This is a genomic window from Nocardia sp. NPDC058480 (assembly GCF_042720495.1).
Lineage (GTDB): Bacteria > Actinomycetota > Actinomycetes > Mycobacteriales > Mycobacteriaceae > Nocardia.
Genome location: NZ_JBHXMN010000003.1, coordinates 564,346 through 590,854 on the forward strand (window position 1 = coordinate 564,346; position 26,509 = coordinate 590,854).

The following is a 26,509-nucleotide window of genomic DNA, read 5'->3' on the forward strand; positions in this document are numbered from 1 at the left end:
CCCATGGGCTCACGGGACATCCACCCCTTTTCGGGGGTAGTTGCTACGTGAGCCAGATCACTACTTTGCTCTTACCCAGCGAGCCGATCGGGCACCGCAACGGGCAGAGAAAAGGAACACAGCTATGAAAGTGTCTCCAGTGACGGCGGCGGTAACCCCGACGACGCCGGCTACGAGTATGCGCAAGGTGGCCATTGCGAGTTGCATCGGCACCACGATCGAGTTCTACGACTTCTTCATCTACGGCACCGCCGCGGCCCTGGTGTTCCCGAAGGTGTTCTTCCCTGCCCTCGGGTCGACGGCAGGGACCTTCGCCTCCTTCGCGACCTTCGCTGTCGCCTTCATCGCGCGGCCGGTCGGCGCCGTGCTGTTCGGGCACTACGGCGACCGGATCGGCCGCAAGAAGACGCTCGTCTCGACTCTGCTGCTGATGGGTCTGTGCACAGTGCTCATCGGGATGCTCCCCGGCGCGGGCACCATCGGCGTGGCCGCGCCGATCATCCTGGTGCTGCTGCGATTCGGCCAAGGGTTCGCGGTGGGTGGCGAATGGGCAGGCGCGACCCTGCTGACCGCTGAGTACGCCCCGCCGGGCAAACGCGGCCTCTACGCCATGTTCCCGCAGATCGGACCGGCCTTCGCCTTCATCCTGTCCAGCAGTACCTTCCTCATCACCGGCGCGGTCCTCGGCGACGCGAACGACGCCTTCCTCACCTGGGGCTGGCGCATCCCGTTCCTGTTCTCCATTGTCTTGGTCGCCATCGGCCTGTACATGCGATTGGCGATCGAGGAGACGCCGGTGTTCCGCGCGAACCAGGCGCAGCGGGCACTCGACACGAGCAAGCCGAACGCCCTGCCGTTCCTCGACGCCTGGCGCTTCCAGGCCAAGGAGATCCTGCTCTCGGCCGGTTCGCTGGCTCTGCTGTTCGCCTTCTTCTATATGGGCACCGCGTACCTCACCAGCTACGGGACCAAGACCCTCGGCTTCAGCAGGCCGTTCGTACTGACCGTTGGTATCGGCGCCGCGCTGATCTTCGGCGCGGCGATCATTGTCTCGGCGCTGTACTCGGACCGCCTCGGTCGCCGCCGGGTGATCATGGTGTCGTCCGGGCTGGCGGTCGTCTGGTCGCTGATGTTGTTCCCGCTGCTCGACACCAAATCCCCGGTGGCCTTCGCGATCGGCGTCGGGATCACACTGGCGATCTTCGGCATCGCCTACGGGCCCTGCGGCGCGCTACTGCCGGAGATGTTCCAGACCCGCTTCCGGTACACCGGCGCCGGACTCGGCTACAACCTGGCCGGCGTACTCGGTGGGGCGATTCCCCCGCTGATCGCCGCACCGCTGTCCGCGTCCTTCGGCAGCATCTCGATCGGCGTCATGCTGTCCGGGCTCGCCGTGCTCAGCCTGGTCTGCACCAAGGCACTGGTCGAGACCAAGGACCAGGCCATGTAGGACCCGGAAATCACGCGGCGCGCCCCGTTCGTCATCGAACGGGGCGCGTGCGTTGGCGCCGTGGGCCGCCGAAAATCAAAGCCTGGTGCGCATGAGGACGACGTTGTACTGCGTGTGGATCGTGGTCATGAAGTACAGGTCGCTGCCGGTTTGGTACGGGAAGATCGATGGCGCGTAGGCGGTCGGCAGATCGCGGGCGTCGATCAGTACCTCCGGTCCGCTCCACGGGCCTACGGGGGAGGACGCGCGGCGCATCACCACGGAGTTGAACGGGTCGGTGGTGAGGGAGATGAACTGGCCGAGGTGCTCGTTGTACATCACCGAGAGTTCGCCGACGCCGCCCATGATGGGGGCTGCCGCGTTCACCTCGTTGAGCTTCCAGTCGTGGCCGTCCCAGTACTCGTAGGCACCGAGGTTCTCGATCTGGGCTTCGGGGACGCGGGCGATGAAGGCATCGTTGTTGCGGCCGGCGCGGGTGCCGTATTCGTAGACGAAGCCGCCGTCCTTCACGAAGCTGTTCATCTGGAAGTTGGCGTTGCCACCCTCGTCGGGACGGCGGGTGTGGCCGAGATCCGCCCAGGTCTCGCCGTTGTCGGCCGACGCGGCCAGGCCGGAGAAGCTGGTGGTCCACTCACCGGGCGCGTCCCAGGTCTTCACCGACATCAGCGACAGGTACTGCACGCCGTTGGCCGAGATGCCCGCGGTGGGGATGCGGCTGATCTCCAGGAAGGGGATCTTGGGGCTGGGGATCAGGTCGCGCGCCTGGCCGATGACATCGCGCACGACACCGTCGAACATGATCCCGTCGGACGGGTTCTGGTCATGGCTGCGGACCAGGATGTTGGAGCGCCACGCCCAGGTACTGCCCGCGAGCAGGTTGGGGAAGCCGAGGCCCGCGGTGTCGCCGAAGGCGGTGAGCATCTCGCCGCGCCCGTTGTCCCACATGATGCCGAGGTCGGTGCCGAGGACGTTGTAGTTCTGGGTGTTGTTGGGGCTGGCCATGCCGGTTACCTGGAACACCGCCTGGGTGCGTCCGTGCAGAACGGGCAGGCCATGGGTGCCGTTGAGAACGGGAATCGGGTTGATGGCGTTCGGGTTCGCCACGGCGGGAGGTGCCGCGCTCACCAGCAAGGCCGTAATACCTGTGAGTGCGGACAACAGGGCGGAGCCGGTCTTGTTCACAGGTGTTCGAGCCTCCGGGTCAGGCCGAAATCCAGGCACGGTCCAGGCTTGCCGTCACGTACCACTCTTCGACTGGTCAGCGAATCGAAGCGATGCTAACAGCCGCTAACAGTGAGGTGCGGCACATACCTTCGGTAGTTGGCATAAATTCCCCGGTGGGTTGCTTGTCAGTCGCTACTGCTCATGGCCTTACGCAGCAGCAATGGCAGTTGGGCCATTCGCTCGGCGGCGAAGGTGGCGCGGGAACCGTGCTGCCACGAACGGTCGAACAGGTGCTTGGCGGCGGCGACGGCGTTGCGGTCGCGGGCGGTGACGCGGTCGGCTAGAGCCTGCGCGGCCTTCACCGGGTCGTCGGCGACGTCGGTGATCAGGCCGATCCGAAGCGCGTAATCGGCGTCGATCGAGTCGGCGGTCATCGCCAGCAGCTTGGCCTGGTCGATGCCGATGAGCTGTGACAATGCGGCGGGGCCTGTCATATCGGGAATCAGCCCGTGGGCGGCCTCCATCACCGAGAATTCGGCTGTGGGGGCGGCGATCCGGAAGTCGGCGGCCAGTGCGATCTGGAGGCCGCCGCCGAAACAGCGCCCGTGGACGGCGGCGATCACCGGGACGTCGAGGCGGCGCCAGGCCCAGCAGGCTTCCTGAAAGGTATTGGTGCCGCGCAAGGGTCGGGGCAGGAATTCTTTGACGATAGCCACCGGATTGCGGGTGGCGGCGGCGATATCGAGTCCGCTACTGAAACTCGGTCCGTTTCCGGTGATGATGACGGCGCGGGTTGTCTTGCGGTCGGCCACTTTTCGGGCCGCGTCGACAAGATCGCGGAGCATTTCCAGGGTGAGCCCGTTGTGTTTGCCGGGCCTGTTCAGTTCGACATAGGCGCGATTGTCGTCGAAACGGACGGTGATGTTGTCTCCCATGTGCCTATCTTACTCGTGAGTCAGTTCGAGTGGGTGGCCACGCGGACGATGGTGCGGCATGATCCGAACGCATCGCGCGTCGTTCGGCGCGCGACGATCGAGAGGACTCCCCGAATGCGGATCTGTCTGATGGCCGCGGCACTGCTCGCGTTGCCGGTGCTCTCGGCCTGCGGCAGTGGCGACGAAGCACCTGCGGTGACTCAGGCCGAGCTGTCGAAGTCGTTGCAGGACAAGGGGTTGAAGAATCCCGCGCTGGCCGACTGCGCGGCGAAGGTGTTCCTCGACTCGGGGATGTCGCAGGACGGGCTGCGGGTGATGGTGTCGAACGCGCAGTCCGGCGATCCCGCCGAGCTGCTCGGCGAAGGCGACGCGGCCAAAGTGAGCGCGGCGCAGTCGAAGATCGCGGCGGATTGCGTGCGCGTGGGCAGCTGACCCGAGCGCGTATCGATCGCGCCGATTCAAACCCTCGTCGGGGTCGGCTGCCGGTGTTGCACTGGAACAGCCGACGACGAGGAGGAGCAGCCGTGACCACGGAGAGAATCGCCGACCAGGTCTCGTTCGCCTACTGGGTGCCAACGTCAGTGGCGGGCTGGTGACCAGCGATATCGAGCAGCGCACCAGCTGGGATTTCGACTACACAGTGACGGTCGTCGTCGGAAACCCGAAACCCGCATCGCGCACCCTGGCCGCGGCCGTGCAGGTCGCGCGGGCACTGCGCCCCGGCACCGAGCCCGCGGTAATCGACCTGGTCACTCTCGGGCCCGGTCTGCTCGGCTGGGGCGACCCGGCGGTGACTGCGGCCGCGCGCGCCGTCGCGTCCTCCGAGCTCGTCGTGTTCGCGAGTCCGACCTTCAAGGCCACCTACACCGGACTGCTGAAACTGTTCCTCGAACAATTCGACGGCGGTACCGGCTTGGCCGGTGTGGTGACCGTGCCGGTGATGCTCGGCGCGGGCCCGGCCCACGCGCTCGCGCCCGACCTGCTGCTCAAGCCCGTCCTGGTGGAGATCGGCGGCACCGCCGCACTGCCAGGGCTCTACCTCTCCGATCGGACTTTCGGCGAGGACGGCGTCATCGAGGAATACGCGCGGCGATGGGGACCCGTCGTCGCGGCACTGACAGATCCGGCGGGTAGGCCGGTGGAGGCAACGAATCATGCATGAGCTCTTGGACTTTCCCGCCGACGGCAACGGCCTGCGCCGCGCCTTCGCCAACTTTCCCAGCGGTGTGGTGGCCGTGTGCGCCGAGATCGACGGCGTCCCACACGGTTTGGCGGTGAGCACCTTCGTCCCCGTCTCCCTCGATCCGCCGCTCGTCTCGTTCTGCGTGCAGAACTCGTCGTCGACCTGGCCGAAATTGGCAGGTGCCGGCCACCTCGGCCTGAGCCTGCTCGGCACCGACCAGCAAGCCGCGGCCAAGGCGCTCGGCGCCCGCAACGGCGACCGCTTCCGCGAGACCGCCCTGCACCGCGGAACCGGCGAAGCGGTCTTCATCGACGGCGCCACCGCCTGGATCGAAGGAGTCCCGGAGACACAGGTCAGCGCGGGCGACCACCTCGTGGTGATCCTGCGCGTGAACCGCGTCGCCGCCCGCGAGGACATCGACCCACTGGTCTTCCACGGCAGCAAGTTCCGCACCTTGCACGCGGGCTGATCGCCGCGTAACAGCAAGCGTTTCACCAGCTTTCGCCAAGGGATCTCGACAAATCTGTCACCGGGGACAGCGTTTGTGCCTGTCCACTCCAGTGAACGGGGAGATTCTGATGAGTTCGTTTGTCGGTCGTGTGGGTGCGGTGTGTATCGCAGTCGGCGCAACGTTTCTGGTGTCCGCACCTGCCCAGGCAGGCCCGGACTCGAATGCGTGCCTGACGGTCGCGAACCAGCTTCCCGACACTGTTGTCATCCACTTGGAGAATGCGTTCGAGGACGAATGGTGGGAGGTGGCCCCCTTCACCACCACGATATTGACAGTGGGCGACCAGGCGATCGCCTCCGACGATGGCTGGGTGGTGCGAACCCCGCCACGTGGCACGTGGTACTTCGATTCCGCGCGGAACACCGACTGGGGCTGTGACGGCTCCTGGGTCTTCACCACCTACTGACTCGGGCCAGACCGGCAGAAACGACAAGACCCCAAGGTTGACCTGCGCTCATGCCGAGTTTCGTGCACAGTGGTCGACATTGAGCACTCACCCAGGGGAGTTGGCCGACGGCTCGACACGAACATCGGCTACAACGGGCAAAGCACCTCACATTCCGGACAACGTCTGTACTCACCCGAAACAGGATCCGACCAGGGCAAACCCGGAACGATGAATGGTGTGGTCGTTCCGCAAACGGGAACGCGTCCGGGCGGAGCCGCGGCATGCGCGAGCGCCTCGCCCTCCCTGACGAATCGCACACCGGCATACAGATAGTCCGGGTCATCGCTGCCCTCGTCCACCGCGCGATAGATAACCGAGTAGACCGCCTCGTACTCCACACTCCGAGCCTATTCGCGAATCCCGCCCCAAGTCGCGGGCTGGTGTTCGAACCCTGATGGTCCCGGAAGCCATCCGGCCGGACATCCTGGCTCACCTCGAGAAGTACGTCGACAACCGGCCGGATGCCTACGTGTTCACCGGGTTGAGGGGAAATCCGATGCGGCGGTCCAACTTCACCAAGAACGCGACCTGGAAGGTGGCCACCATGTCGGTAGGGCCGCCGGGCATCCACATTCACGACTTGCGCCATGCCGGGGGCCTGTGGGCCTCGAAATCGGGGATGTCGACCAAGGATCTGATGTCGCGGATGGCCACGACGATATGCGGGCCGCGCTGATCTACCAGCGGGCAACCGATGACGCCGAACGTCGCATAGCCGACGATCTTTCGCAGATGGCGAAGGACTGAGTGCTCGGACAAGATCAACAGAAACAACAAGACCCCCAGGCTGACCTGGGGGTCTTGTGTTTTGAGCCGATGACGGGAATCGAACCCGCGCCATCTGCTTGGGAAGCAGAAGTTCTACCATTGAACTACATCGGCACTGCGCCACTGGGGGCTCTCGCGACTCTATCAGAACTCGCGTGGGGCGATGCAACTGTTGCCGCGTCTGTGGGGGTGGTCGGCGCATCGTTGGGGATCGGGCGCGATTCGGCCGTGGTTGTCGGTGGGTGGATCTAGAGTGCGGGCAGCGGGTTTCGCACATTTTCGTCAGCGTTCGTGCGGGATCCGGCCATGCCGTGTCGTGCGGCGTAACTAGTTCTCCGGCTCGAGGGTTCGGCTCGGTGGGTTGGGTCGATGGCCGGAACGGCGAAAGGCTGACTTGATGAAGCGCGTTCTGTTCGTTTCGGTGATCGCGGCGTTGGCGGTGCTCGGCGCGGGATGCTCGGATGATTCCGGGTCCAAGACCGAGACCACCAGCAAGACCACCACCACCGTGAAGCCGACGACGACCACGGCTGCCCATGATGAGGGGCACGGGGATCCGGGGCATGTGCACACGACGGCGCCCGCGCCGGGGCCGAACATGATGCCGAACCCGAACGGGGACGGGACGTGGGTGCCGTGTGAGGGGACCATCTGTACGAACCCGAACCACGGCGGTGGCGATCCGGTGGAGACCTCCGAGGTTGGCACGCCGGTGCAGCCGACGGTGGTTCCCACCGGTCCCAGCGACATCGTCAACCCGACTTCGGAGAAGCCGCCGACCTCGCCCGGCGCCCTGGTGAACCCGACCATCGAGAAGCCGCCGACCTCCCCGGGCGACATCGTGGCGCCGACGCCGTAGTTCGCCGAGCTGGGAGATCATGGCGGGCCGACGCGGCGACGATGGCATTCGAGTCCAGCCCGCGGGTGAACGCGACTCCGGTTCACCCGCGGAACGGACGAGGTCGCCTGGCGGAGTGGCTGACGCGTCGCCCGCAGGGGTGGGGGCCCTACCTGCGCCGCAGCTGCCTACACTGGGCCGGTGCTGCTCTCCGATCGTGACATCAGGGCCGAGATCGCCGCTGGGCGGCTCGGTGTCGAACCGATGCTCGAGTCGATGGTTCAGCCGTCGAGTATCGACGTGCGCCTCGACGGGCTGTTCCGGGTGTTCGACAACAGCCGCTACACCCATATCGATCCGGCGCAGCAGCAGGACGAGCTGACCAGTCTGGTGGAGCCGAAGCCGGGTGAGCCGTTCGTGCTGCATCCGGGGGAATTCGTGCTCGGGTCCACGCTCGAGGTGTGCTCGCTGCCCGACGATCTGGCGGGGCGGCTGGAGGGCAAGTCGAGTCTGGGGCGGCTCGGGCTGCTCACGCATTCGACGGCGGGGTTCATCGATCCGGGGTTCAGTGGGCACATCACCCTGGAGCTGTCGAATGTGGCGAATCTGCCGATCACGCTGTGGCCGGGGATGAAGATCGGGCAGCTGTGCCTGATCCGGCTGTCCAGCCCGGCCGAGCACCCGTACGGCAGCGCCAGAGCCGGGTCGAAGTATCAGGGTCAGCGGGGGCCGACGCCGTCGCGGTCCTACCTCAACTTTCCCCTCTCGCCCGATTCGCTGAGCGCGGTCGAGACCCGCTGAGGGCCCGCCGTCACGGCGAGACTCAGCACCAGCGTCAGTGCCGGGAGGGTGTCGCCACCGCCGGACGGTGGCCGCACCCAGTGACAGCCCTCGCGGCTCCAGCGGCCCAGATTGGTCGGCAGCATCACGGCGCTGCCGGTGCCGGGGATGTCGATATCGAGCCCCGCGAGCTCGGCGGCCTCTTCCTCGGAGGGCCTGGCGTCGGGCACGGCGAGCACACTCCAGCGGATCTGGCGTGCCAGCACCGGACCGTCACAGCGTTGCTCGCGCAACGCCGTGAGCACCTTCTCGGCGCGCGTGGTCGGTAGGTGCACCACGCAGAGCCGGTCGGTGATCGGCAGCATCACAAAGCCGCCGCGCTCGCGGACGGGTAGCCGGAATTCACGCTGGTAACACCGCACCCAGTCGTCGACAGTTCTGGCTTCCACGCTTCCAGAATCGCCCACGCGCGAGCGCGTGACCACTGCCCCGCACCGCCCTTTCACTGCCTCTGGCAACCGATTCCGCGAACTTGTGGTGTGTCTCACTGTCACGCTCGTACTCTGGAAGGAGTTTGTTAGTCGGATGAGGTGACGCCGTGGTCGGAGAGTGGACAGGGAGAGAGGCCAGAGCTCTTCGCGATGCCAAACGAATGAGCATCCGGGAGTTCGCGGCTCATCTCGGTGTGCACGAACGGCTGGTGTCGAAATGGGAAGCAGGCGGGGTGCGGGTGCGCCCACGTCCGGTGAATCAGGCCGCGCTCGATACGTCACTGGCCCGCTCCGATGATGTTGTGCGCGCGCGATTCTCGACCCTGCTGGCGCCCGCGGGTGATGCCGATCTGCTCGCGTTCGTCGATGCGGGAACTGTCAAAGGTGCTGTGCCCGAGGTGTTGTCGGAGAGGGAGTTGATCATGGCGGCTGCGCACGAGGCCAGCGAACACGCGGCCGCCGCGGAGGGCACCAACGTGGGGGCGACGACGTTGGCCCAGCTCGACGCCGACGTCCGGCGCATCGCCAACGAATACGTCCATGCCGCACCGGCACCGATGATGGTGGAGATGCTGCGGGTGCGCAGGCGGGTGTATCGACTACTCGACGGGCAGCAGAAGCCGGTCGACACCAGCCACCTCTACCTGCTGGCCGGGACGTTGTCGGGGCTGCTGGCGAACGCGAGTACCGACCTGGGCTATCTCGACGCCGCGGGCGAACAGATCAGGGCCGCTTGGGCTTACGCGGAACTGAGCGGGCACAACGGGTTACGCGCGTGGACCCGCGGCATGCACGCGCTGATCGAGAACTGGTCCGACCGGCCGCGCAACGCCGTCCAATTGGCGCGCAGCGGACAGGAATTCGTGGGGCCCGGCCTCGGCCGGGTGCGGCTGCTCAATATCGAGGCAAGGGTGTGGGCGCGGCTCGGTAGCGACACCGAGACCGACCGGTGCCTGCGCGCGGCCGAGGTGGCGGCAGGCGACCGGCGCGACGAACTGCACGACGAGATCGGCGGGGTGTTCGGTTTCGGCCCGCCCAAGGCCGCCTACTACGCGGGCGCTACCTGCATCCAGCTCGGCCGCGCCGAACAGGCACTGGCCGCCACCGAACGCGCCATCACCCTCTACTCGAGCGGCCCGCCGTTACAACGCTCCTACGGCGCCGAATCGCTGGCCCGCGTCGACAACGCGGCCGCCCACCTCATCAACGGCAGCATCGACGGCGCCGCCGACGCCCTGCGCCCGGTCCTCGACCTCCCCGAGGACAAACGCATCGCCCAGCTGAGCGAACGCCTCGTCGGCCTCCGCCGCCGCATCGCCGCCCCGACCTACCGCGACGCTGTGGAAGCGCGCGGCTTGGACGAGCGAATCGAAGAGTTCTGTGTCGCGACCGCGGCCCTCGCCAGTCATCCGCGACCGTCGGCGGCCATGTAATAGCTGGTCAAGCGCGCATATGAGGTAGTCCGTGAGGCGAATCGGCATGGGTCCGGGTGCGCGTGTGCGCCCTCGCGCCTGGGTCCGACCAGATTCCGGAGAGTTGCCCGCGTTGCTCGACGATCAGGCGTCCAGGGGAGACGGGTCATCAAATCCGCTTGATGGCTGGTGCAAACTAGACGGGTGAGTAGCCAGCATTCGCATGTGCCCCCGCGCGTTCTCGAGCAGTCGACGAAACTGCAGAACGTGGTCTACGAGATCCGTGGGCCGGTTCATGCACAGGCAGCACGCCTGGAGGCCGAGGGCCACCGCATTCTCAAGCTCAACATCGGCAACCCGGCCCCCTTCGGCTTCGAGGCGCCCGATGTGATCATGCGCGACATCATCGCCGCCCTGCCGTATGCCCAGGGGTACTCCGAGTCCAAGGGCATCCTGTCGGCGCGGCGCGCGATCGTGACCCGCTACGAGCTGGTGCCCGGCTTCCCTGAGCTCGATGTGGACGACGTCTACCTCGGCAACGGGGTGTCCGAGCTGATCACCGTCACCATGCAGGCCCTGCTCGACAATGGCGACGAGGTGCTGATCCCGGCGCCCGACTACCCGCTGTGGACGGCCATGACCAGCCTGGCCGGCGGTACTCCGGTGCACTACCTGTGCGACGAGGAGAACGGCTGGCAGCCCGATATCGCCGATATCGAATCGAAGATCACCGACAAGACCAAGGCCCTGCTGGTGATCAACCCGAACAATCCGACGGGTGCGGTGTACTCGGCGGAGGTGTTGCAGCAGATCGTCGACCTGGCGCGCAAGCACCGGCTGCTGCTGCTGGCCGACGAGATCTACGACAAGATCCTCTACGACGACGCCAAGCACATCTCGCTGGCCTCGCTCGCCCCCGACCTGCTGTGCCTGACGTTCAACGGGCTCTCGAAGGCGTATCGGGTGGCCGGTTACCGCTCGGGCTGGCTCGCGATCACCGGGCCCAAGGAGCACGCGGCCGGTTTCCTCGAGGGCATCGATCTGCTCGCGTCCTCGCGACTGTGCCCGAACGTGCCCGCTCAGCACGCCATCCAGGTGGCGCTCGGCGGACATCAGAGCATCGAGGATCTGATCCTGCCCGGTGGGCGGCTGCTCGAGCAGCGCGATGTGGCGTGGGAGCGGCTCAACATGATCCCGGGTGTGTCGTGTGTGAAGCCGCGTGGCGCGCTGTACGCGTTCCCTCGGCTCGATCCGAATGTGCACGAGATTCACGACGACGGAAAGCTCGTGCTCGATCTGCTGTTGCAGGAGAAGATCCTGATGGTGCAGGGGACCGGCTTCAACTGGCCCGCGAACGACCATCTGCGGATCGTGACCCTGCCGTGGGCGCGCGATCTGGCCGTGGCGATCGAGCGATTCGGCAATTTTCTGGCCAGCTACCGGCAGTAGGGTTACAGGTGATACTCACTTGTCACGGCTTTGACCAGTGAGTTTCCGGGGTTGTAGGCAGGATGGGGTTCCTGGTATCCCCCGTATAAACAGACTGCGAGTTCGGAATGTTGGATGTTTTGAAGATCTACTAGTGCAAATGTCCATCTTTTGTGTACAGTAGACCTCGGCGCTTCGGCGCCCTGGCCCGGTTGTCTACCCCCCCTGGACAACCGAGAGCCTTAGGTACGCGCGCCTACCCCCCTGGGCGCCTGCCTCCGGCGGCGGAGACACCCCCCTGCTCTCCGCCGCCCACAAACCCGCCTCCCCGGGTCTAGGTCAGACCTAGACCCGGGGAGTTTTTTGTGTACGCCATTCGCGGAGAGGCGGGGCGTGTGGGGTGTTCTTGAAAACGAGATCCGTTAAGCTTCGGCCGTGAGCGAGCATCATCACCATCACGACCATTCTGGGCCGATTGCCATCAGTGACACTGCGGCGAAGGTTGTAGTCGGGTTGTTGGCGATCATCGGGGCGGTGGTGTTGGTCGCGACGGTGATTTTGTGGCCGAGCGCGCAGCACGTCGAGATTCCGTTGCCGATGCAGACCATGTCCGGTGAGGCGGTGCAGACCGAGGCCGGAACCGTTGTGATGCAGGACATCGGTCCCTGTGGGAGTCCGTCGAACGGGAAGGTGTTCGCGGACACGCCGCAACCGCCGCGGACCGCCTCCTACACGTGTCAGCGCAGCATCATCGAGCTCAGGTCGGGACCCGACGAGGGCCAGAAGACGTTGTTCGAGATCGCGCCGGGGCCGGGGCAGCCCGATCTGCGGGCGGGCGACGACATTCGGGTGGTGCGGGCCGCGGATCCGGCGGGCGTCACCATGTACGGCTTCGAGGACTACTCGCGCGGGCTGCCGTTGGCCCTGATCGTGCTCGCGTTCGTCGTGGTGATCTGTGTGGTCGCGCGGTGGCGGGGATTCCGGGCGCTCGTCGGGTTGTGTTTCGCGTTCGGTGTGGTGGTGATGTTCCTGTTGCCCGCGCTGCTCGACGGGAAGTCGGCGATTCCGGTCGCGCTGGTGTCGGGGGCGCTGATTCTCTACGTGGTGCTCTACCTCGCGCACGGGGTGAATCTGCGGACCAGTTCGGCGTTGCTGGGGACGCTCGCGTCGATGGTGGTGGCGGCGGTGCTGTCGTGGCTGGCGATCGAGGTCACGCACCTCACGGGGTTGTCCGAGGAACAGAACACCAACGTGGCGACCTACATTCAGCACGTGAGCATCACCGGGTTGCTGCTGGCGGGGTTCATCATCGGCTCGCTCGGTGTGCTCAACGATGTGACCATCACGCAGGCCTCGGCGGCCTTCGAACTAGCCGCGCTCGACGAAGGCGCGACGCGGCGGGAGATCTTCACCGCGGCCATGCGGGTCGGGCGCGACCACATCGCCAGTACCGTCTACACGCTCGTGCTCGCCTATGCGGGTGGGGCGCTGCCACTGCTGCTGCTGTTCAGCGTGGCGGGGCGGTCGATCACCGATGTGCTGACCGGGGACGCGGTGGCCATCGAGATCACCCGATCGGCGGTGGGTGGTATCGCGCTGGCGTTGTCGGTGCCGTTGACGACGGCGATCGCGGTGATGCTGGCCCGGCCGTTCGGGTCGAAGCAGGCAGCGGTGGCGCCCGCGCGGGCCAGGCACGCCCGGAACTGAATCCGAGCGTCGGACCGGCACCCGGAATTCAGTTCGGCATACCGCGCCGGGAACTGGGGCAGGCCACGGGCCGCGCCCGGAACTCGGCAGGCCTTCGAATCGAGCGGTTACTGACCGGCGGGTGGGAACCCGGGCAGGACAACCGGGGGCAGGGTGGGCAGTACGACCGGGGGCAGGCCGGGGACCACGGTGAAGGTGTTGGGGCCCTGGGCGGGCGGCGCGGTGGTGGTTACCTCCGCTTGGCGCGGATTGGCCGGTGGGGCGGCGACGGTTTCGTGTTGGGCCTCGGTGGTCGCGACCGGAGCCGTCGTCGGGCCGACGGCGCTGGGGCGCGGCGGAGTGGACGCGGGGACGGCCTGCGAACCGTCCGTCGACGAACCACGCTCCAGCACTTCGGGGCCGTAGCCGAGGCCGAGGCCGATCGCCGCGACGACCACCAGCGAACTCACCGTCAGCACCGCCACGTTCAGCTCGCGGCGGGAATGAGCGCGGTTGGTGAGTGCGCTGAGCGGGCGGCGGCCGCGGGTGGGCGCGGTCAGCCACGCGGGCGTCGGGTCGTCGTGTTCGCCCATCGGGATCGGCACCGGGGCGACGGGTGCCTGCTGGACCTGGGCGGGCCGGGCGAGCAGCGCGGCACCGCGGGCCAGCGCGGTCTCCGGCTCGGCGGGCACGATCACCGGCACGCCGATCGTGCGCTCGAGCACGCGCGCGATCAACGGAATCCGGGCGCCACCACCGAGAACCATGACCGCCTGCACCGGATGCTGCGCGCGGATGATGACATCGCGGGTCATCCGGGCCGACGATTCGATCGCCAGCATCATCAGCGCTTCGAAGTTCTCCTGCGTGAGCAGGACCAGACCCTGCTCGCTGGGTAACGCCACCGCGTTGCTGTTGGACAGCTGCTCCTTGGCGGCCCGGCACAGCGCGTCGAGGGCGGCCAGGCCCGCCGGGTCGGCCGGATGCGCGATCCGGCCCGAGGCGATCTGCTGCTCCCTGATCAGCGAATCCAGGTAGTCGCCGCTGATGTCGCTGATCCGCTCGCACTGGTACACATCGCTGGTGCGGGCGTTGATCACGCTCACTGTGAGACCCGAACTGCCCAGGTCGTACACGGCCAGCGTGGATACTTCGCGCATATCGCTGGTGGCGTGGGCGAAGTGCACGGCGGCAACGGCTTCGGGAACGAGCTGGTAGTTGGTGAGCTGGCGCCGTGCCATCGCGGCGCGGACCGCCCTGGCCTGCGGCTCACTGCGGAAGGTGACGGTGGTGGCGACGACCTCCGGCGATGCGGCCAGCGTGGCGGCGATCGCGTCGGCGGCGGACTCCTCGGCCCGCTGTTCGGGCATCGAGATGGATTGCAGCTCGAATGAATACGGTGGGACGGAATCGTGCGGGCCACCGTGCTGCGGACGCGCGAGGCGAACCGTCCCGGCCCCCACCGATACTCCCAGAACCGAACTCATCCACTGCCCATCTCGTCCGTGCTGCACGAAATTCGCCCAGCCCCCGCTTGGCTCGCTACTCTACGGGGTACCGAGTCCGGCGTACACCCACCCGGCTTGACGCCAGGCCGCGCTGTCCAAGCAGTTGCGACCGTCGATGATCGAACGGGAACGTACCACCGGGTCCAGGTCGGCCGGAGTCAAAGCGGTGAATTCGTTCCATTCGGTAAGTACCAGCACCACATCGGCGCGATCACAGGCCTCCGAGACCGAGGTGGCGTAGTTCAACGTGGGGAACACGCGGCGCGAGTTCTCCACCGCTTTGGGGTCGTACACGGTGACGACGGCGCCGTGCAGCTGGATCATGCCCGCCACATTCAGGGCAGGCGAATCGCGCACATCATCGGATTCGGGCTTGAAGGCCGCGCCGAGGACGGCCACATTCGCGCCGAGCAGGGAACCGCCGCAGGCGCGGGTGGCCATGTCGACGACCTTGGTGCGGCGGCGCATATTGATGTTGTCGACCTCGCGCAGGAACGCGACGGCGTGATCGGCGCCGAGTTCGCCCGAGCGTGCCATGAAGGCGCGGATGTCCTTGGGTAAGCAGCCGCCGCCGAAACCCAGTCCGGCATTGAGGAATCGGCGGCCGATGCGGGCGTCGTAGCCGAGCGCGTCGGCCAGCATGGTGACATCGGCGCCGGTGGCCTCACAGACCTCCGAGACGGCGTTGATGAACGAGATCTTCGTCGCCAGAAAGGCATTCGCCGAGACCTTCACCAATTCGGCGGTGGCCAGGTCGGTGAGCAGGAAGGGGATCTCGGCGGCGATGAGGTCGGCGTAGATCTCGCGGATGTGCTGTTCCACCCACGCCGAACGTTCGCGGTCGTGGTCGAGACCGAGGACGAGGCGGTCGGGACGCAGGGTGTCCTGAACCGCGAAACCCTCGCGCAGGAACTCAGGGTTCCAGGCGACCTCGACCTCGACATTCGCTTGCTCGCGGGCCCGAATACCAAGGGCGGCGGCGGTTCCCACCGGCACTGTGGACTTGCCGACGATCATCGCCGGGCGTTCCAGCATCGGGGCGAGCGTATCCACCACCGCGTGAACGTATTTCAGATCGGCGCTGTACTCGCCCTTCTTCTGCGGTGTTCCGACACCGAGGAAGTGGACGTCGGCGTGGGCCGCGGCATCGGAGTAGTCGGTGGTGAACCGGAGGCGGCCGGCAGCGAGGTTGCGTTGCAGGACCTCCTCGAGTCCCGGCTCGAAGAACGGCACCACACCATCGGCCAACTTGGCCACCTTGCCGGGATCGACGTCCACCCCGACCACGTCGTGTCCCAACTCGGCCATACACGCTGCATGCGTGGCTCCGAGGTACCCCGTTCCGAAGACTGTGCATCGCATAGTTCTGTTGGTAAGCGGCGCGCGTGGCTACGCCGCGTCAGCGAGGCAAGAGGGGGCGCAACATCTGGTGTACAGGGGGAAACGCGCGATGGGGTGGTTGGCGCTCAGGTGTTCTACCTGCGGTGATGCGTGTGGCGGACAGTGCACGGTTCGGATCGTCGGCCTGCACTGTTCGGGTAGTGGGAGGTCCGGGTGCGGTGGGCGAGACCGTGGTCGATGCCGGTTCACTAGCATTTGCTGATGCGCCGGATCCTGTTCGCCACGGGTGGATCGCTGGTCGTGGTGTTGATCGCGGTGGTCGCGCTGTGGCCGGTGTATGTGCGGCCGCGCACGGATGACCCGCGGATGGCCGACGCGATTCTCGTCCTCGGTGGGGCGCACGACGGCCGCGAACAACTCGGTCTGCGGCTGGCCGCGCAGGGGTACGCGCCCCGCGTCCTGGTCTCCAACCCCTACGACCGCAGCCCGATGGTGAATCGAATCTGCCACGGGGGTTACAGCTTCGAGGTCATCTGTTTCGACCCCGACCCACGCACGACCCTCGGCGAAGGCCGCGAACTGGCACGGCTCGGTGCCGGCTGGGACCGCGTCATCGTGGTCACCTTCACCCCGCACATCTCCCGCGCCCGCTACATCCTCGGGAAATGCTGGGACGGGGAGCTGCTGTTCGTCGACCCCGAACCACACCTCTCGCCCGCCCGCTGGGCGTGGGACTACGTATATCAGTCGGCGGGGTACGTGAAGGCCTGGTTCGCCGATTGCTGAGGGGGATCGCCGAACGCGTAAGGCCCCGCTCCGAACAGGAGCGGGGCCTTAGCGGGAAAACTGTTGGGGCGTAAGCCCTATCAGTTGGCCGGAGCGACCTCAGGAGCCGGAGCCGCGACGGCCTTCGGCTTGTCGGCCCACACCGTGGTGCCGTCCGGAGCCTGCAGCACCTGCAGCAGCTCCCAGCCGGTGACGGCCATGGTCGGACCACCGATGGCGATCATGCCAACGATTCCACCGACAGCGGCACCGACGGTCAGACCGGGGATGCAACCGACGGGGATGGTGACGACGCAGCCGATCAGCGCGCCGACGGCGGTGCCGACGAACGTGCCGATGGCGGTGCCGATGCTGAACTTGCTGGAGAAGTCGTTGATCGCCTTCTGGTTCTCCTGCGCCGACGCGATGTCCTTCAGGACCGGCTTCGGGCTGACGACCTGCTGGCCGATGGCCACGCCGGCCGGCCGCTCCGGAGTGAGCTCCAGAACAGTGGAGTCCTTGACGACCTCGGTCTTGGTCGGGATCTCCGCGCCACCGATCGAGAAGGCGATCGGCAGGGCGATCACGACCGCGCCGCTGGTGTCCTTGATCTCGGCGATCTTGGTCTTGGGCGCCTCGGGGGTCTCGCCATCCTGCTCGACGATCGAGAAGGTGCCGTTCTTCACGGTGGCGACGACGGTCTTGTCGACCAGCTTGACCGAGTACTTGATGTCCTGCGGTGCCTCTTCGGCATGAGCAGTGCCCATGGCAACGGTCATCGCCCCGATAACCAGCGCGGCAGCCGCAGTGGTCCTACGGAAGTTCATTCAGGTTCCAATCCATCAGGTGTGGTGCGGCGTGCGATCGAGCGACACGCGAGATCTCGTCAAGCAGGGCATCCGTATGAGATGTCTCCCACTTCTCCCCGAGCAGTGTGTAGACCGGCACAGCATGCAGAACAGCTGGAGCCTAATGGACCGAATCCCCTGAGACCAGAAGGAATTTCGGCGGAGTTAGTAAGCCTGACCTTAGCTTCACCGCAGTTCACGCACGGTTTACGGTGTTCAGCAGGTGTTACGGGAACCCCCTAGCAAACAATTTTGTGAGATTGCTCACAGGCAAACCACAGGTCAAATCCCAGTAAACAAGGTCAGAGCGCAAAAGCCGATCCTACGGTGGACAGCTGTAGTTACTGGCCGGTAACTTAGTGGCGGTTACGATACGAGCAATCGGGTGAGGTCTCCTCGCTCAGACCCTCGTGTTGCCTCGAAAGAAAGGTCGCGACATGAATGCCCTGACAATCACGTTGGGCACGATTGGAGCTGTGCTCAGCCTGTTCTGTTGGGCGTCGTTTATCGGCGGCGCATGGAACATCGGCAAGGCCATCACCATCGGCCAGTCAGCTCCCGATCGTTGGCGACCGTTCTTCCCGCGGTTCAAGAACATGTTCATCGAGGTCGCGGCCCATACGCGGATGAACAAGTTCCGCACCGTCGGCTGGGCGCACTGGCTGGTCATGACCGGCTTCATCCTCGGCGCGATCCTGTGGTTCGAGGCCTACGGCCAGACCTTCGACGGCTCGTTCCACTGGCCGATCATCGGCAACTGGGCGATCTACCACCTGACCGACGAGATCCTCGGCATCGGCACCGTGGTCGGCATCGGCGCGCTGATCATCATCCGTCAGCTGAACCACCCGCGGATTCCCGCGCGCCTGTCGCGTTTCACCGGCTCCAAGATGGCGCCCGCCTATGTCATCGAGACGATCGTCTTGATGGAGGGCCTCGGCATGATCTTCGTCAAGGCGGGCAAGATCGCCACCTACGGGAACGGGCACGCCTCCACCGACTTCTTCACCATGCAGATCGCGAAGCTGCTGCCCGCGAGCCCGACCATGGTGTCGATCTTCGCGTTCATCAAGCTGATGTCGGGCATGGCCTTCCTGTACCTGGTCGGCCGCAACATCACCTGGGGCGTGGCCTGGCACCGCTTCTCGGCCTTCTTCAACATCTACTTCAAGCGCGAGGCCGACGGCAGCGTCGCCCTCGGCGCGGCCGCGCCGATGATCTCCAACGGCAAGGTTCTCGACATGGAGAACGTCGACCCCGAGGTCGACACCCTTGGTGCCGGCCGCATGGAGGACTTCTCCTGGAAGGGCTGGCTCGACTTCACCACCTGCACCGAGTGCGGTCGCTGCCAGTCGCAGTGCCCCGCCTGGAACACCGGTAAGCCGCTGTCGCCGAAGCTGCTGATCATGTCGCTGCGCGACCACGGTTACGCCGCTGCCCCGTACCTGCTGGCCGGTGGCCGCAAGGACGCCGGTGGCGACGAGATCGGCCTGGTCGACGCAGATGGCAAGCCCGATGAGGCCGCGCTGGCCAAGATTCCCGAGGCCGCCCGTGCCGAGGCCGATCGTCCGTTGGTCGGTGGCGAGGATGTCCACGGCATCATCGACCCCGAGGTGCTGTGGAGCTGCACGACCTGTGGTGCGTGTGTCGAGCAGTGCCCGGTCGATATCGAGCATGTCGACCACATCATCGATATGCGCCGCTACCAGGTGCTGATCGAGTCGGAGTTCCCCTCCGAGCTGGCCGGTCTGTTCAAGAACCTGGAGAACAAGGGCAACCCGTGGGGTCAGAACTCCAAGGACCGCCTGAACTGGATCTCCGAAGTCGATTTCGACATCCCGGTCTTCGGTAAAGACGCCGACAGCTTCGACGGGTACGAGTACCTGTTCTGGGTCGGTTGTGCCGGTGCCTACGAGGACCGTGCGAAGAAGACCACCAAGGCGGTCGCGGAGCTCCTCGCGACCGCGGGGACCAAGTTCATGGTGTTGGGTGCGGAAGAGACCTGCACCGGTGACTCGGCTCGTCGTGCGGGTAACGAGTTCCTGTTCCAGCAGCTGGCTCTGCAGAACATCGAGGTCATCAACTCGGTGTTCGAGGGTGTCGAGCAGTCCAAGAAGAAGATCGTCGTCACCTGCGCGCACTGCTTCAACACGCTCAACAACGAGTACCCGCAGGTCGGTGGGACCTACGAGGTCGTGCACCACACCCAGCTGCTGAACCGGCTCGTGCGCCAGAAGGCGCTGGTCCCGGTCGCCACGGTCTCGCAGAACATCACCTACCACGATCCGTGCTACCTGGGCAGGCACAACAAGGTCTACGACGCACCGCGTGAGCTGATGGAAGCCTCCGGGTCGAATCTGATCGAGATGCCGCGGCACGGCGAACGTTCCATGTGCTGTGGTGCCGGTGGTGCTCGGATGTGGATGGAAGAGCAGCTCGGCAAGCGCATCAACGTCGATCGGGTCGATGAGGCGTTGTCGACCAACCCAACCAAGATCGCGACGGGTTGCCCGTTCTGCCGGGTCATGCTCAACGATGGTGTGACCGCCCGTCAGGAGCAGGGCCAGGGCGAGGGCGTCGAGGTTGTCGATGTTTCGCAGCTGATGTTGGACTCGATCACTCGTATCGACGCTGCTGAGTTGTCGGCGAATCTGGTTGTTATCCAGGAGCCCAAGGCTGAGCCGGAACCCGAGCCGGAACCGGAACCGGTGGCCGAGGTCGCCGCTGCGGCCGCGCCGAAGGCCGCTCCTGCTGGTGGCGGTCTTGGCATGAAGGGTGCTGCCAAGGCTCCCGGTGGTGGTCTGGGTATGAAGGGTGCCGTGAAGGCTCCCGGTGGTGGGCTCGGCATGAAGGGTGCTGCCAAGGCACCGGGTGCGAAGGCCGGCGCTGAGGCTGCCCCCGCCGAAACCGCTGCGGCCGCTCCGGCCAAGGGGCTCGGCATGAAGGGTGGAGCGAAGGCTCCCGGCGGTGGGCTCGGTATGAAGGGTGGCGCCAAGGCCCCCGGTGCCAAGGCGCCTGCGGCTGAAGCTGCCCCCGCTGCCGAAGCTCCCGCTCCCGCGGTCAAGGGTCTTGGTATGAAGGGTGGAGCGAAGGCTCCCGGTGGCGGGCTCGGTATGAAGGGTGGTGCGAAGGCTCCCGGCGCGAAGGCTCCGGCCGCTCCCGTCGCGGAAACCCCTGCCGCCGAAGCCGCTCCCGCACCGGCCGCGCCGGTCAAGGGCCTCGGTATGAAGGGCAAGGCCAAGGCTCCGGGTGCCAAGGCTCCGACAGCATCGGCCCCCGCGGCAGCTCCGGCCCCCGAGGCGGCTCCCGCTGAAGCTCCAGTCGCCTCCGAGGTCTCGGCTCCCGCCGAATCCAAGCCGTCGGTGCCCGCGAAGGGTCTGGCCATGAAGTCCGGCCTCAAGCGCCCCGGCCCGAAGGCTCCCGGCACCGCTGCGGCACCTGCCGCGGCACCGGAACCCGAAGCCCCGGCGGAACCCGCGGCTGAGCCGGAAGCGCCCGCGGCGGAGTCGGCCGCCCAGGCCGAGCCGACCAACGGCAACGGCACCTCGGTGGCTCCGCCGACCGCCAAGCCCGGCGGCCTCGGCTTCAAGTCCGGTGCGAAGTCTCCGGGTCGCAAGAACTAACAAACTGAACACCGACAACCAGTGAGGCGCGGATTCCCCGGAACCCGCGCCTCACTGCTTGTCTGGGCACCCGTACCTCCATACGGCCGGTTTTGATATCATGAAGTCGATAGTTTTGATATCTGGAGGTGGGCTATGTCCCGGACATTGATTGACATCGACGACGACGCGCTGAACCTCGCGGCGGAAGAGCTGGGGACCAAGACCAAGGTGGCTACCGTCAACGCGGCTCTGCGTGAAGTCGCGAATCGGCGTGCTGTCGCGAACATGTTGCAACAGTTCCGCGACAGTGACACCGACCTCTCACCCGAAGGAATGAAGGGGGCTTGGCGCTGAGGACCATATTCATGCTGGCGGACAAATCTGCCATCGAGTGGGTTCTCCGCGACCCCGCTGCCGCAGCGGATTTCCATGCTGTCACCAAGAAGCCGGGCACCCTCGTCGCGGCATGTCACCTCACCGCGCTGGAGGTCGGGTATTCGGCCCGCTCGTTAGCGGACTATTCCGCGAAGATCGGGCATCAGAAGTCGCTGGTGTGGCTGCCTGTTACCGAGGAGGCGATGGATCGAGCCCTGGCGGTGCAGGGCCTCCTCGCCGAACGCGGTGCTCACCGCCTCCCGATCCCCGACTTGATCACTGCTGCGACAGCGGAAGTGCACGGCGCAACCATCATGCATGTCGACAGCGACTACGAAACGATCGCTGAGATCACCGGCCAGCCCCACCACCGTCTCCCGACGGGTTGATTCGCGCCGGAACAACCGGTGGCGGACAAGCAAAAGGCCGGTAGCGCGAACGCTACCGGCCTTTTGTGGCTGCTCTACTGCCTACTACTGATCGCGTGAGTACATGGGTAACTTCCCGACCACCTCTCAGTCGCGGCGCAGGTGACGTAGGGCCGAGAGCTCACGGTCGAGCTCCGGACGACACGCTGAAGTCGCGGAGAGGCGGGACAGTCAGTTGGTGCGGACCGACAGACCGGGGTTGTCCGAGAGGACGACGGTCAGGGGCTGGGCGAACAGCTGGGGGGTGTCGCCGGTGATGGCGCCGATGATGTTCGGGATCTCGCAGATGGGGAAGTCGGCGACCGAGGACGCGCTGGAGATGCCGAGGGCAAGGCGGCCGGTGACGATGGCGCCGCCGGAGTCGCCGGGGAGGGCGCAGATATTGGCCGAGAAGCTCTGGGTGAGCTGGCGGTCGCCGACCTGGACGGTCTGATCGATGCCGTTGATCACGCCGCAGCTGAAGCCGGTGCGAGCACCGGACTTGCAGACGGGGGCACCGACCACGGGGACGGCCACGCCGTCGACGGCGATGGGGGCGTTGCCGGGGACACGGACCAGGTTGTTCTCGAAGCGGGCGCGCGCGTTGTCGTTGACCCGGATGATCGAGTAGTCCTGCTCGCCGAGCACCGACTTCTGGAAGGTGCCCAGCTGGGCACCGGCACGGTCGCCGTTGACCTCGTACACGGCGGCCGCGTTGCCGGTGCCCGCAGCCTCGAGGTCGGGGTTGCAGTGGCCCGCCGAGATGTTGATGACGTTGCCCGCGCGGTCGGTGCCGTTGAAGCCGAGCGAGCAGCGCAGCGAGCTGCGGCCGATCACGGAGGCGTAGCCGTCGCCGCCCGCCAGCGCGCCGTTGCCGTCACCGGCGACGGGGGTGGCGGACAGGTCGATCCGCTCGCCTGCCACCGGCGGAGCGGTGACGATGACGCGGGAGGGGTCGATGAAGCTGGGCAGCGGGAGCCCGGCCTGCTGCACGCGCACCGCGATCGAGTTGTTCACGGTGTCGACGACGACGCCACGCACCAGCGCGGAGATCTCCGGCGGTGCGGCGGCGAGCCAGTTCTCGAAGGCGGTCTTCTCGCCGCGCAGGGTGGACTCGCTCTTGGCGACGTTGCGGACCTCGAAACCGGCCGACTGCGCGGCTTCGCGGGCCTGGTCGGTGCCGGGGCCATGCGACAGCGCGACGACGGCGTTGCCCTGGTCGTTCAGCCAGGAACCGGCGAAGACCTGCGGGAACTGACGCTGCGCGGTGGTGGAGAACGCGGCAACCTGCTGCGCGACATCGGCGCGGCGCAGGTACTCGTCGGGGGAGATCTTCAGATCTCGGGTGACCGCCTCGATGAGCTGGGCGGGCAGATCTGCGGGTGCGGGCTGCGCATCGGCAACCGCCATCGTGGGGCCGAACAGCAGAAACGCCGCCGAAGCGGCGAGTACGGATTTCCGAGCTCTTCTCGAGCTTCGCGCGGACGGGGTACGACCCATACGTGGCAGGAGCATGATCCGAACTATATGGGCTCGAGCGACTTATGCCTACTCGGACCGGGCAAGAGATTTCGCTCACCCGGTCCGGTCGGTGATTTGTCCCCGTTCAGCCCGCGTTGGGCTTGGTGCGCACCATGATTCCGCTGCCGACGCCGCCACCGGAGGTCGCCTCGATATCGGCCAGAATGGGCCGGATCGGGATGCCGAGGGAGGCGGTGCCGCCGTAGGGGGCGAGCTGGGTGTTGGCTTCGGTGCAATTGGGCGCGGCCGAGGCGTTCGAGCCGCTGGTGATGCCGAGGGCGAGCGTGCCGGAGACGATGGCACCGCCGCTGTCACCGCCGAGGGTGCAGGCGGTGCTGGCGAAACCGCGGATCGTCTTGCTGACGCCCGCCTCGGTGAACAGCTGGGTCTCCACGTGGTCGGCCGAGACGAAACCACAGGTGAAGGTGGAGGACTGGCCGGTCTTGCAGACCGGTGCGCCGGTGACGGGTTCGGCGGTGCCGGTGAGCGTCAGGGTGGTGCCTTCGGCGCCGCGCACCCGCGGCTGGTCCATGCCCGCGTTCACCGCGCGCTCGTTGAGCTTGATCACCGAGTAGTCGAGCGAGGCGGCGCCGCCCAGCACGGAATGGGTGAACGAGCCGACCTCGGGACTGTTGGGGATATCGCGCACGTTCGGTACGTAGACCGCGGCAGAGCCGCCGCCGTCGATATTCGGATTGCAGTGGCCCGCGGAGATATTGAGCGCGTTGCCCGCGGCGTCGGTGCTGTTGAAACCGAACGAGCAGACATCGACGCCACGCAGGTCGGCGTCGTGCAGGTCCTTCTTCGCGGTGATGTAGGTGTCGCCGCCCATCGGCTTGTACTCCACCGGACCGCCGCCGCCGGGCGAGAGCACCACCTTGATGGTGGCGATCAGGGTCGGCAGGTTGAGCATGTGGCCGGTGGGGGTGTTGGCCACGTTGAGCACCAGCTGGCTGTTGAGCGCGTCGATCGCGATCGAGCTGATCGGCGCGGAGATCGCGGGCGGCAGGCTCGCGATCCACTGACTCAGTTGCACCAGCGCGCCTTCCAGTCCGCCGGCCGAGATCGGCGCGAGGTGGGCCTGGTAGCCGTCGGCGGTGACGAGCTTGCCCGCCTCGGCATCGGTGGTGGCGACGACGGCCTTGCCCTCCGGCGTGAGCCAGGCACCGGCGAACGTGTCGGGGTTCGCGGCGCGGAAATCGTTCGCGTAGTCGCGCAGCTGCTGGGCGCGCGCGGCACGATCGAGGTACTGGGCGGGGGTCATCCCGAGATCACGCGAGAGCGCGGTCACCAGCTCGCCGGGCAGCGCATCAGCGGAAAGTTGTAGTGGCGCAGGAGGTTCCGATGACGCAATACCGGATCCGAGCAGGGGTGCGAGTAGAACAGTCGCGGCGAACCCGGCGGAGGCTGCCTTGACCGCGGCGCGACGCGCCACCAGCTTGCGCATGAAATCCCTTCGTCTACAACCAGTGACCGAGAACACCGCCGGCGGCGATCATGTCGGTCAGCGCATCACTCTAACAGCGTGTCTGGAAACCTGGATGGTCTCCGGACACCGCCCTTCTCGGGCGTCGTCGGTTCACGCCACCAGCGTGGTGTGAACCTCGGTTCCCGCGTCATCCGGGCCGGTTTCACCGACACCCATGAGGTGTCGGTCAGCGCCTTCCCGTCGGCGGACATTGGTAACCCGGCCTCCTGCTCGGGGGTCCGGGGATCGTGAAAGGTTCTGGTTGATCGTCGGCCAAAGTGCGAGGTTGACCGCCGCGTTGTGGTCACGGTCGGCGCGAAACCCGCAGACGCATACAAACACGCGATCCGCCAACGACAGCGTCGGGTTGAGTGTGCCGCAAGCCGAGCACCGTTTACTCGACGGATACCAACGATCCGCCACGGCGACTTCGCCAGCACGCCATTGCTGCTTGTAAACCAACAGCCGGGCGAAGTCGGCCCAGCCGACATCGCTGATCGCACGCGCCAAACGACGGTTGCCGAGCATCCCCGCCACGTTCAAGTCTTCGACAACGAGCCGGTCGTGAGCCTTGACCAACTGGTTAGCGACCTGATGAGCGAAATGACGACGAATATTCGCGACCTTGTGATGGTGGCGGGCCAGCCGGGCGACCGCCTGCCGATGGTTGAGGGATCCTTGCTGTTTCCGGCACACCGACTTCGCGAGCTGTCGTTGCCGATCCAGTCCCGCGGCCAGTGGTTTGGGAGCGGTGTCGATGTGGACGACCTCGGTACCGTCGGCGTTCGCGGCGACAACGAACGCGTTCAACCCGCGGTCGATCCCGACCCAACCACCGTCATCGCCATGTTCGCGGGGCCGGTGATGGTGAGCTGTGTGTAGATCGGATGCTTCGGCAGTCAGGCTGATCCACCAGCGTCGCGCCCGATAGGAGACGGTGGCGGAGAGGATCTTCGCCCGGCCTTTGGTGAGCATTCGCCGCAACCGGCGGGTGTCGTCGCGCACCCGGAGTGCGCCGATCCCGGGCAACGTCACAGAGCGGACTGTGCCCTGGTCACCGACTCGAATCGCCGCCCGCCCCGCCTTGGTGTGTTTGTTGCGGATCCGGAACGCCGGAACAGTTTTGTCTTTTTTCTTGAATCGGGGAAACCCGACCCGTCTACCCGCGCGTTTACCGGTCCGAGAGTCGGAGAACGCGGTCAGCGCACGACCGCAGTCGACGGCGGCTTCCTCGAAGACTTGTTGGCACACTTCGGTACGCCACGCCAGCCCGGTCACTCGCACTTCGGTGACCCCGGCCGCGTTGACCGCGAAGATCCGTCCTGCGGCTTCGGTCTTCTTCCAGGTGTTGAACGCGTTGATCAGATCGAACCTGGTCCACGGGACCGGAGACTCTGGGCAGCTTTTGCGTGTGGTGAGCGCGGTCTTCACGAAATGCAGGCTTTGATTGAACGCGAACCTGGCCGCCCCGGCGTGCCGGGCGAGCACGACGGACTGCTCGACCGTGGGATCGAGGCAGTACCGGAAAGTCGTGTGACGGCTCATCGTCGACGAGTGTGACACAGGCCACCGACACG

Annotated in this window: 24 protein-coding genes and 1 tRNA gene; 15 read left to right on the top strand and 10 right to left on the bottom strand. The window is 66.3% G+C overall.

Annotation, left to right across the window (positions count from 1 at the left end; all coding sequences use genetic code 11):
- Nucleotides 1–124: 124 nt before the first annotated feature.
- A complete protein-coding gene (locus ACFWO8_RS11415) occupies nucleotides 125–1,450 on the top strand; it encodes an MFS transporter (protein ID WP_378947967.1) in 1,326 nt (441 codons plus the stop codon).
- Between the two features lie 75 nt (nucleotides 1,451–1,525).
- On the opposite strand, the gene ACFWO8_RS11420 is transcribed toward ACFWO8_RS11415, so the two are convergent.
- Together ACFWO8_RS11420 and ACFWO8_RS11425 are read right to left on the bottom strand one after the other, a co-directional pair.
- The gene (locus tag ACFWO8_RS11420) at nucleotides 1,526–2,632 is read right to left on the bottom strand and encodes a DUF4185 domain-containing protein (RefSeq protein WP_378947979.1); all 1,107 of its coding nucleotides are present in this window, start codon (nucleotides 2,630–2,632) and stop codon (nucleotides 1,526–1,528) included.
- 167 nt (nucleotides 2,633–2,799) lie between these two features.
- Nucleotides 2,800–3,549, bottom strand: a complete 750-nt coding sequence (locus tag ACFWO8_RS11425) for a crotonase/enoyl-CoA hydratase family protein (RefSeq protein WP_378947989.1) — start codon at nucleotides 3,547–3,549, stop codon at nucleotides 2,800–2,802.
- Between the two features lie 114 nt (nucleotides 3,550–3,663).
- Between ACFWO8_RS11425 and ACFWO8_RS11430 the strand changes: the two genes are divergently transcribed.
- The 5 genes from ACFWO8_RS11430 to ACFWO8_RS11450 all read left to right on the top strand — a co-directional run bounded on the left by ACFWO8_RS11430 (nucleotide 3,664) and on the right by ACFWO8_RS11450 (nucleotide 6,367).
- Entirely contained in the window at nucleotides 3,664–3,981 is a 318-nt protein-coding gene (locus ACFWO8_RS11430) for a hypothetical protein (RefSeq protein WP_378947992.1), read from the top strand.
- 208 nt (nucleotides 3,982–4,189) lie between these two features.
- Nucleotides 4,190–4,711, top strand: coding sequence for an NADPH-dependent FMN reductase (locus ACFWO8_RS11435; RefSeq protein ID WP_378948254.1), 522 nt, complete (start codon nucleotides 4,190–4,192; stop codon nucleotides 4,709–4,711).
- Nucleotides 4,704–5,201 (top strand): flavin reductase family protein, encoded by a 498-nt coding sequence (locus ACFWO8_RS11440; protein ID WP_266294373.1) that lies wholly within the window; start codon nucleotides 4,704–4,706, stop codon nucleotides 5,199–5,201. Before ACFWO8_RS11435 ends, ACFWO8_RS11440 begins: the two co-directional genes overlap by 8 nt.
- A gap of 109 nt (nucleotides 5,202–5,310) precedes the next feature.
- Nucleotides 5,311–5,649: a hypothetical protein gene (locus tag ACFWO8_RS11445; protein WP_378947995.1), complete on the top strand. Its 339-nt coding sequence runs from the start codon at nucleotides 5,311–5,313 to the stop codon at nucleotides 5,647–5,649.
- Nucleotides 5,650–6,085: 436 nt separating this feature from the next.
- On the top strand, nucleotides 6,086–6,367 hold the full coding sequence (locus ACFWO8_RS11450) for a hypothetical protein (protein ID WP_378947998.1): 282 nt from the start codon (nucleotides 6,086–6,088) through the stop codon (nucleotides 6,365–6,367).
- Nucleotides 6,368–6,502: 135 nt separating this feature from the next.
- On the opposite strand, the gene ACFWO8_RS11455 is transcribed toward ACFWO8_RS11450, so the two are convergent.
- A tRNA-Gly gene (locus ACFWO8_RS11455) sits at nucleotides 6,503–6,573 on the bottom strand.
- 283 nt (nucleotides 6,574–6,856) lie between these two features.
- Here ACFWO8_RS11455 and ACFWO8_RS11460 point away from each other — a divergent pair.
- A complete protein-coding gene (locus tag ACFWO8_RS11460; RefSeq protein WP_378948265.1) occupies nucleotides 6,857–7,318 on the top strand; it encodes a hypothetical protein in 462 nt (153 codons plus the stop codon).
- Nucleotides 7,319–7,498: 180 nt separating this feature from the next.
- Nucleotides 7,499–8,098 carry a dCTP deaminase gene (dcd, locus tag ACFWO8_RS11465; RefSeq protein ID WP_378948001.1) on the top strand — a complete coding sequence of 200 codons (600 nt, stop codon included), beginning with the start codon at nucleotides 7,499–7,501 and terminating at the stop codon, nucleotides 8,096–8,098.
- Here dcd and ACFWO8_RS11470 read toward each other — a convergent pair.
- A complete protein-coding gene (locus ACFWO8_RS11470; protein WP_378948004.1) occupies nucleotides 8,044–8,526 on the bottom strand; it encodes a hypothetical protein in 483 nt (160 codons plus the stop codon). The two genes, dcd and ACFWO8_RS11470, sit on opposite strands and share 55 nt — an antisense overlap.
- A gap of 203 nt (nucleotides 8,527–8,729) precedes the next feature.
- On the opposite strand from ACFWO8_RS11470, the gene ACFWO8_RS11475 reads away from it, so the two are divergent.
- The 3 genes from ACFWO8_RS11475 (at nucleotide 8,730) to ACFWO8_RS11485 (ending at nucleotide 13,115) form a co-directional block, all read left to right on the top strand.
- Nucleotides 8,730–10,001: a helix-turn-helix domain-containing protein gene (locus tag ACFWO8_RS11475; RefSeq protein ID WP_378948007.1), complete on the top strand. Its 1,272-nt coding sequence runs from the start codon at nucleotides 8,730–8,732 to the stop codon at nucleotides 9,999–10,001.
- Between the two features lie 183 nt (nucleotides 10,002–10,184).
- A complete protein-coding gene (locus ACFWO8_RS11480) occupies nucleotides 10,185–11,429 on the top strand; it encodes a pyridoxal phosphate-dependent aminotransferase (protein ID WP_378948010.1) in 1,245 nt (414 codons plus the stop codon).
- Nucleotides 11,430–11,843: 414 nt separating this feature from the next.
- Nucleotides 11,844–13,115 (top strand): YibE/F family protein, encoded by a 1,272-nt coding sequence (locus tag ACFWO8_RS11485; protein WP_378948013.1) that lies wholly within the window; start codon nucleotides 11,844–11,846, stop codon nucleotides 13,113–13,115.
- Between the two features lie 107 nt (nucleotides 13,116–13,222).
- On the opposite strand, the gene ACFWO8_RS11490 is transcribed toward ACFWO8_RS11485, so the two are convergent.
- Both ACFWO8_RS11490 and ACFWO8_RS11495 read right to left on the bottom strand, forming a co-directional pair.
- Nucleotides 13,223–14,464 (bottom strand): Hsp70 family protein, encoded by a 1,242-nt coding sequence (locus tag ACFWO8_RS11490; protein ID WP_378948016.1) that lies wholly within the window; start codon nucleotides 14,462–14,464, stop codon nucleotides 13,223–13,225.
- A gap of 177 nt (nucleotides 14,465–14,641) precedes the next feature.
- On the bottom strand, nucleotides 14,642–15,964 hold the full coding sequence (locus tag ACFWO8_RS11495) for a UDP-glucose dehydrogenase family protein (protein WP_378948020.1): 1,323 nt from the start codon (nucleotides 15,962–15,964) through the stop codon (nucleotides 14,642–14,644).
- A 240-nt stretch (nucleotides 15,965–16,204) separates the two neighbouring features.
- On the opposite strand from ACFWO8_RS11495, the gene ACFWO8_RS11500 reads away from it, so the two are divergent.
- Nucleotides 16,205–16,729: a YdcF family protein gene (locus tag ACFWO8_RS11500; protein WP_378948023.1), complete on the top strand. Its 525-nt coding sequence runs from the start codon at nucleotides 16,205–16,207 to the stop codon at nucleotides 16,727–16,729.
- Nucleotides 16,730–16,809: 80 nt separating this feature from the next.
- Here ACFWO8_RS11500 and ACFWO8_RS11505 read toward each other — a convergent pair whose 3' ends face one another.
- Complete coding sequence (locus ACFWO8_RS11505) at nucleotides 16,810–17,535, bottom strand: hypothetical protein (RefSeq protein WP_378948026.1); 726 nt, start codon at nucleotides 17,533–17,535, stop codon at nucleotides 16,810–16,812.
- Between the two features lie 458 nt (nucleotides 17,536–17,993).
- Here ACFWO8_RS11505 and ACFWO8_RS11510 point away from each other — a divergent pair, with 458 nt between their 5' ends.
- The 3 genes from ACFWO8_RS11510 to ACFWO8_RS11520 all read left to right on the top strand — a co-directional run bounded on the left by ACFWO8_RS11510 (nucleotide 17,994) and on the right by ACFWO8_RS11520 (nucleotide 21,925).
- On the top strand, nucleotides 17,994–21,179 hold the full coding sequence (locus ACFWO8_RS11510; RefSeq protein ID WP_378948030.1) for a (Fe-S)-binding protein: 3,186 nt from the start codon (nucleotides 17,994–17,996) through the stop codon (nucleotides 21,177–21,179).
- Nucleotides 21,180–21,314: 135 nt separating this feature from the next.
- A complete protein-coding gene (locus ACFWO8_RS11515; protein WP_378948033.1) occupies nucleotides 21,315–21,515 on the top strand; it encodes a type II toxin-antitoxin system VapB family antitoxin in 201 nt (66 codons plus the stop codon).
- Between the two features lie 11 nt (nucleotides 21,516–21,526).
- Nucleotides 21,527–21,925, top strand: coding sequence for a PIN domain nuclease (locus tag ACFWO8_RS11520; RefSeq protein WP_378948037.1), 399 nt, complete (start codon nucleotides 21,527–21,529; stop codon nucleotides 21,923–21,925).
- Between the two features lie 210 nt (nucleotides 21,926–22,135).
- Here the strand turns inward: ACFWO8_RS11520 and ACFWO8_RS11525 are convergent, their stop codons facing one another.
- From ACFWO8_RS11525 to ACFWO8_RS11535, 3 genes are all read right to left on the bottom strand, one after another.
- A complete protein-coding gene (locus ACFWO8_RS11525) occupies nucleotides 22,136–23,458 on the bottom strand; it encodes a S1 family peptidase (protein ID WP_378948040.1) in 1,323 nt (440 codons plus the stop codon).
- Nucleotides 23,459–23,549: 91 nt separating this feature from the next.
- A complete protein-coding gene (locus ACFWO8_RS11530) occupies nucleotides 23,550–24,911 on the bottom strand; it encodes a S1 family peptidase (protein ID WP_378948043.1) in 1,362 nt (453 codons plus the stop codon).
- Nucleotides 24,912–25,043: 132 nt separating this feature from the next.
- Nucleotides 25,044–26,477: an RNA-guided endonuclease TnpB family protein gene (locus tag ACFWO8_RS11535; protein ID WP_378948047.1), complete on the bottom strand. Its 1,434-nt coding sequence runs from the start codon at nucleotides 26,475–26,477 to the stop codon at nucleotides 25,044–25,046.
- Nucleotides 26,478–26,509 lie beyond the last annotated feature (32 nt).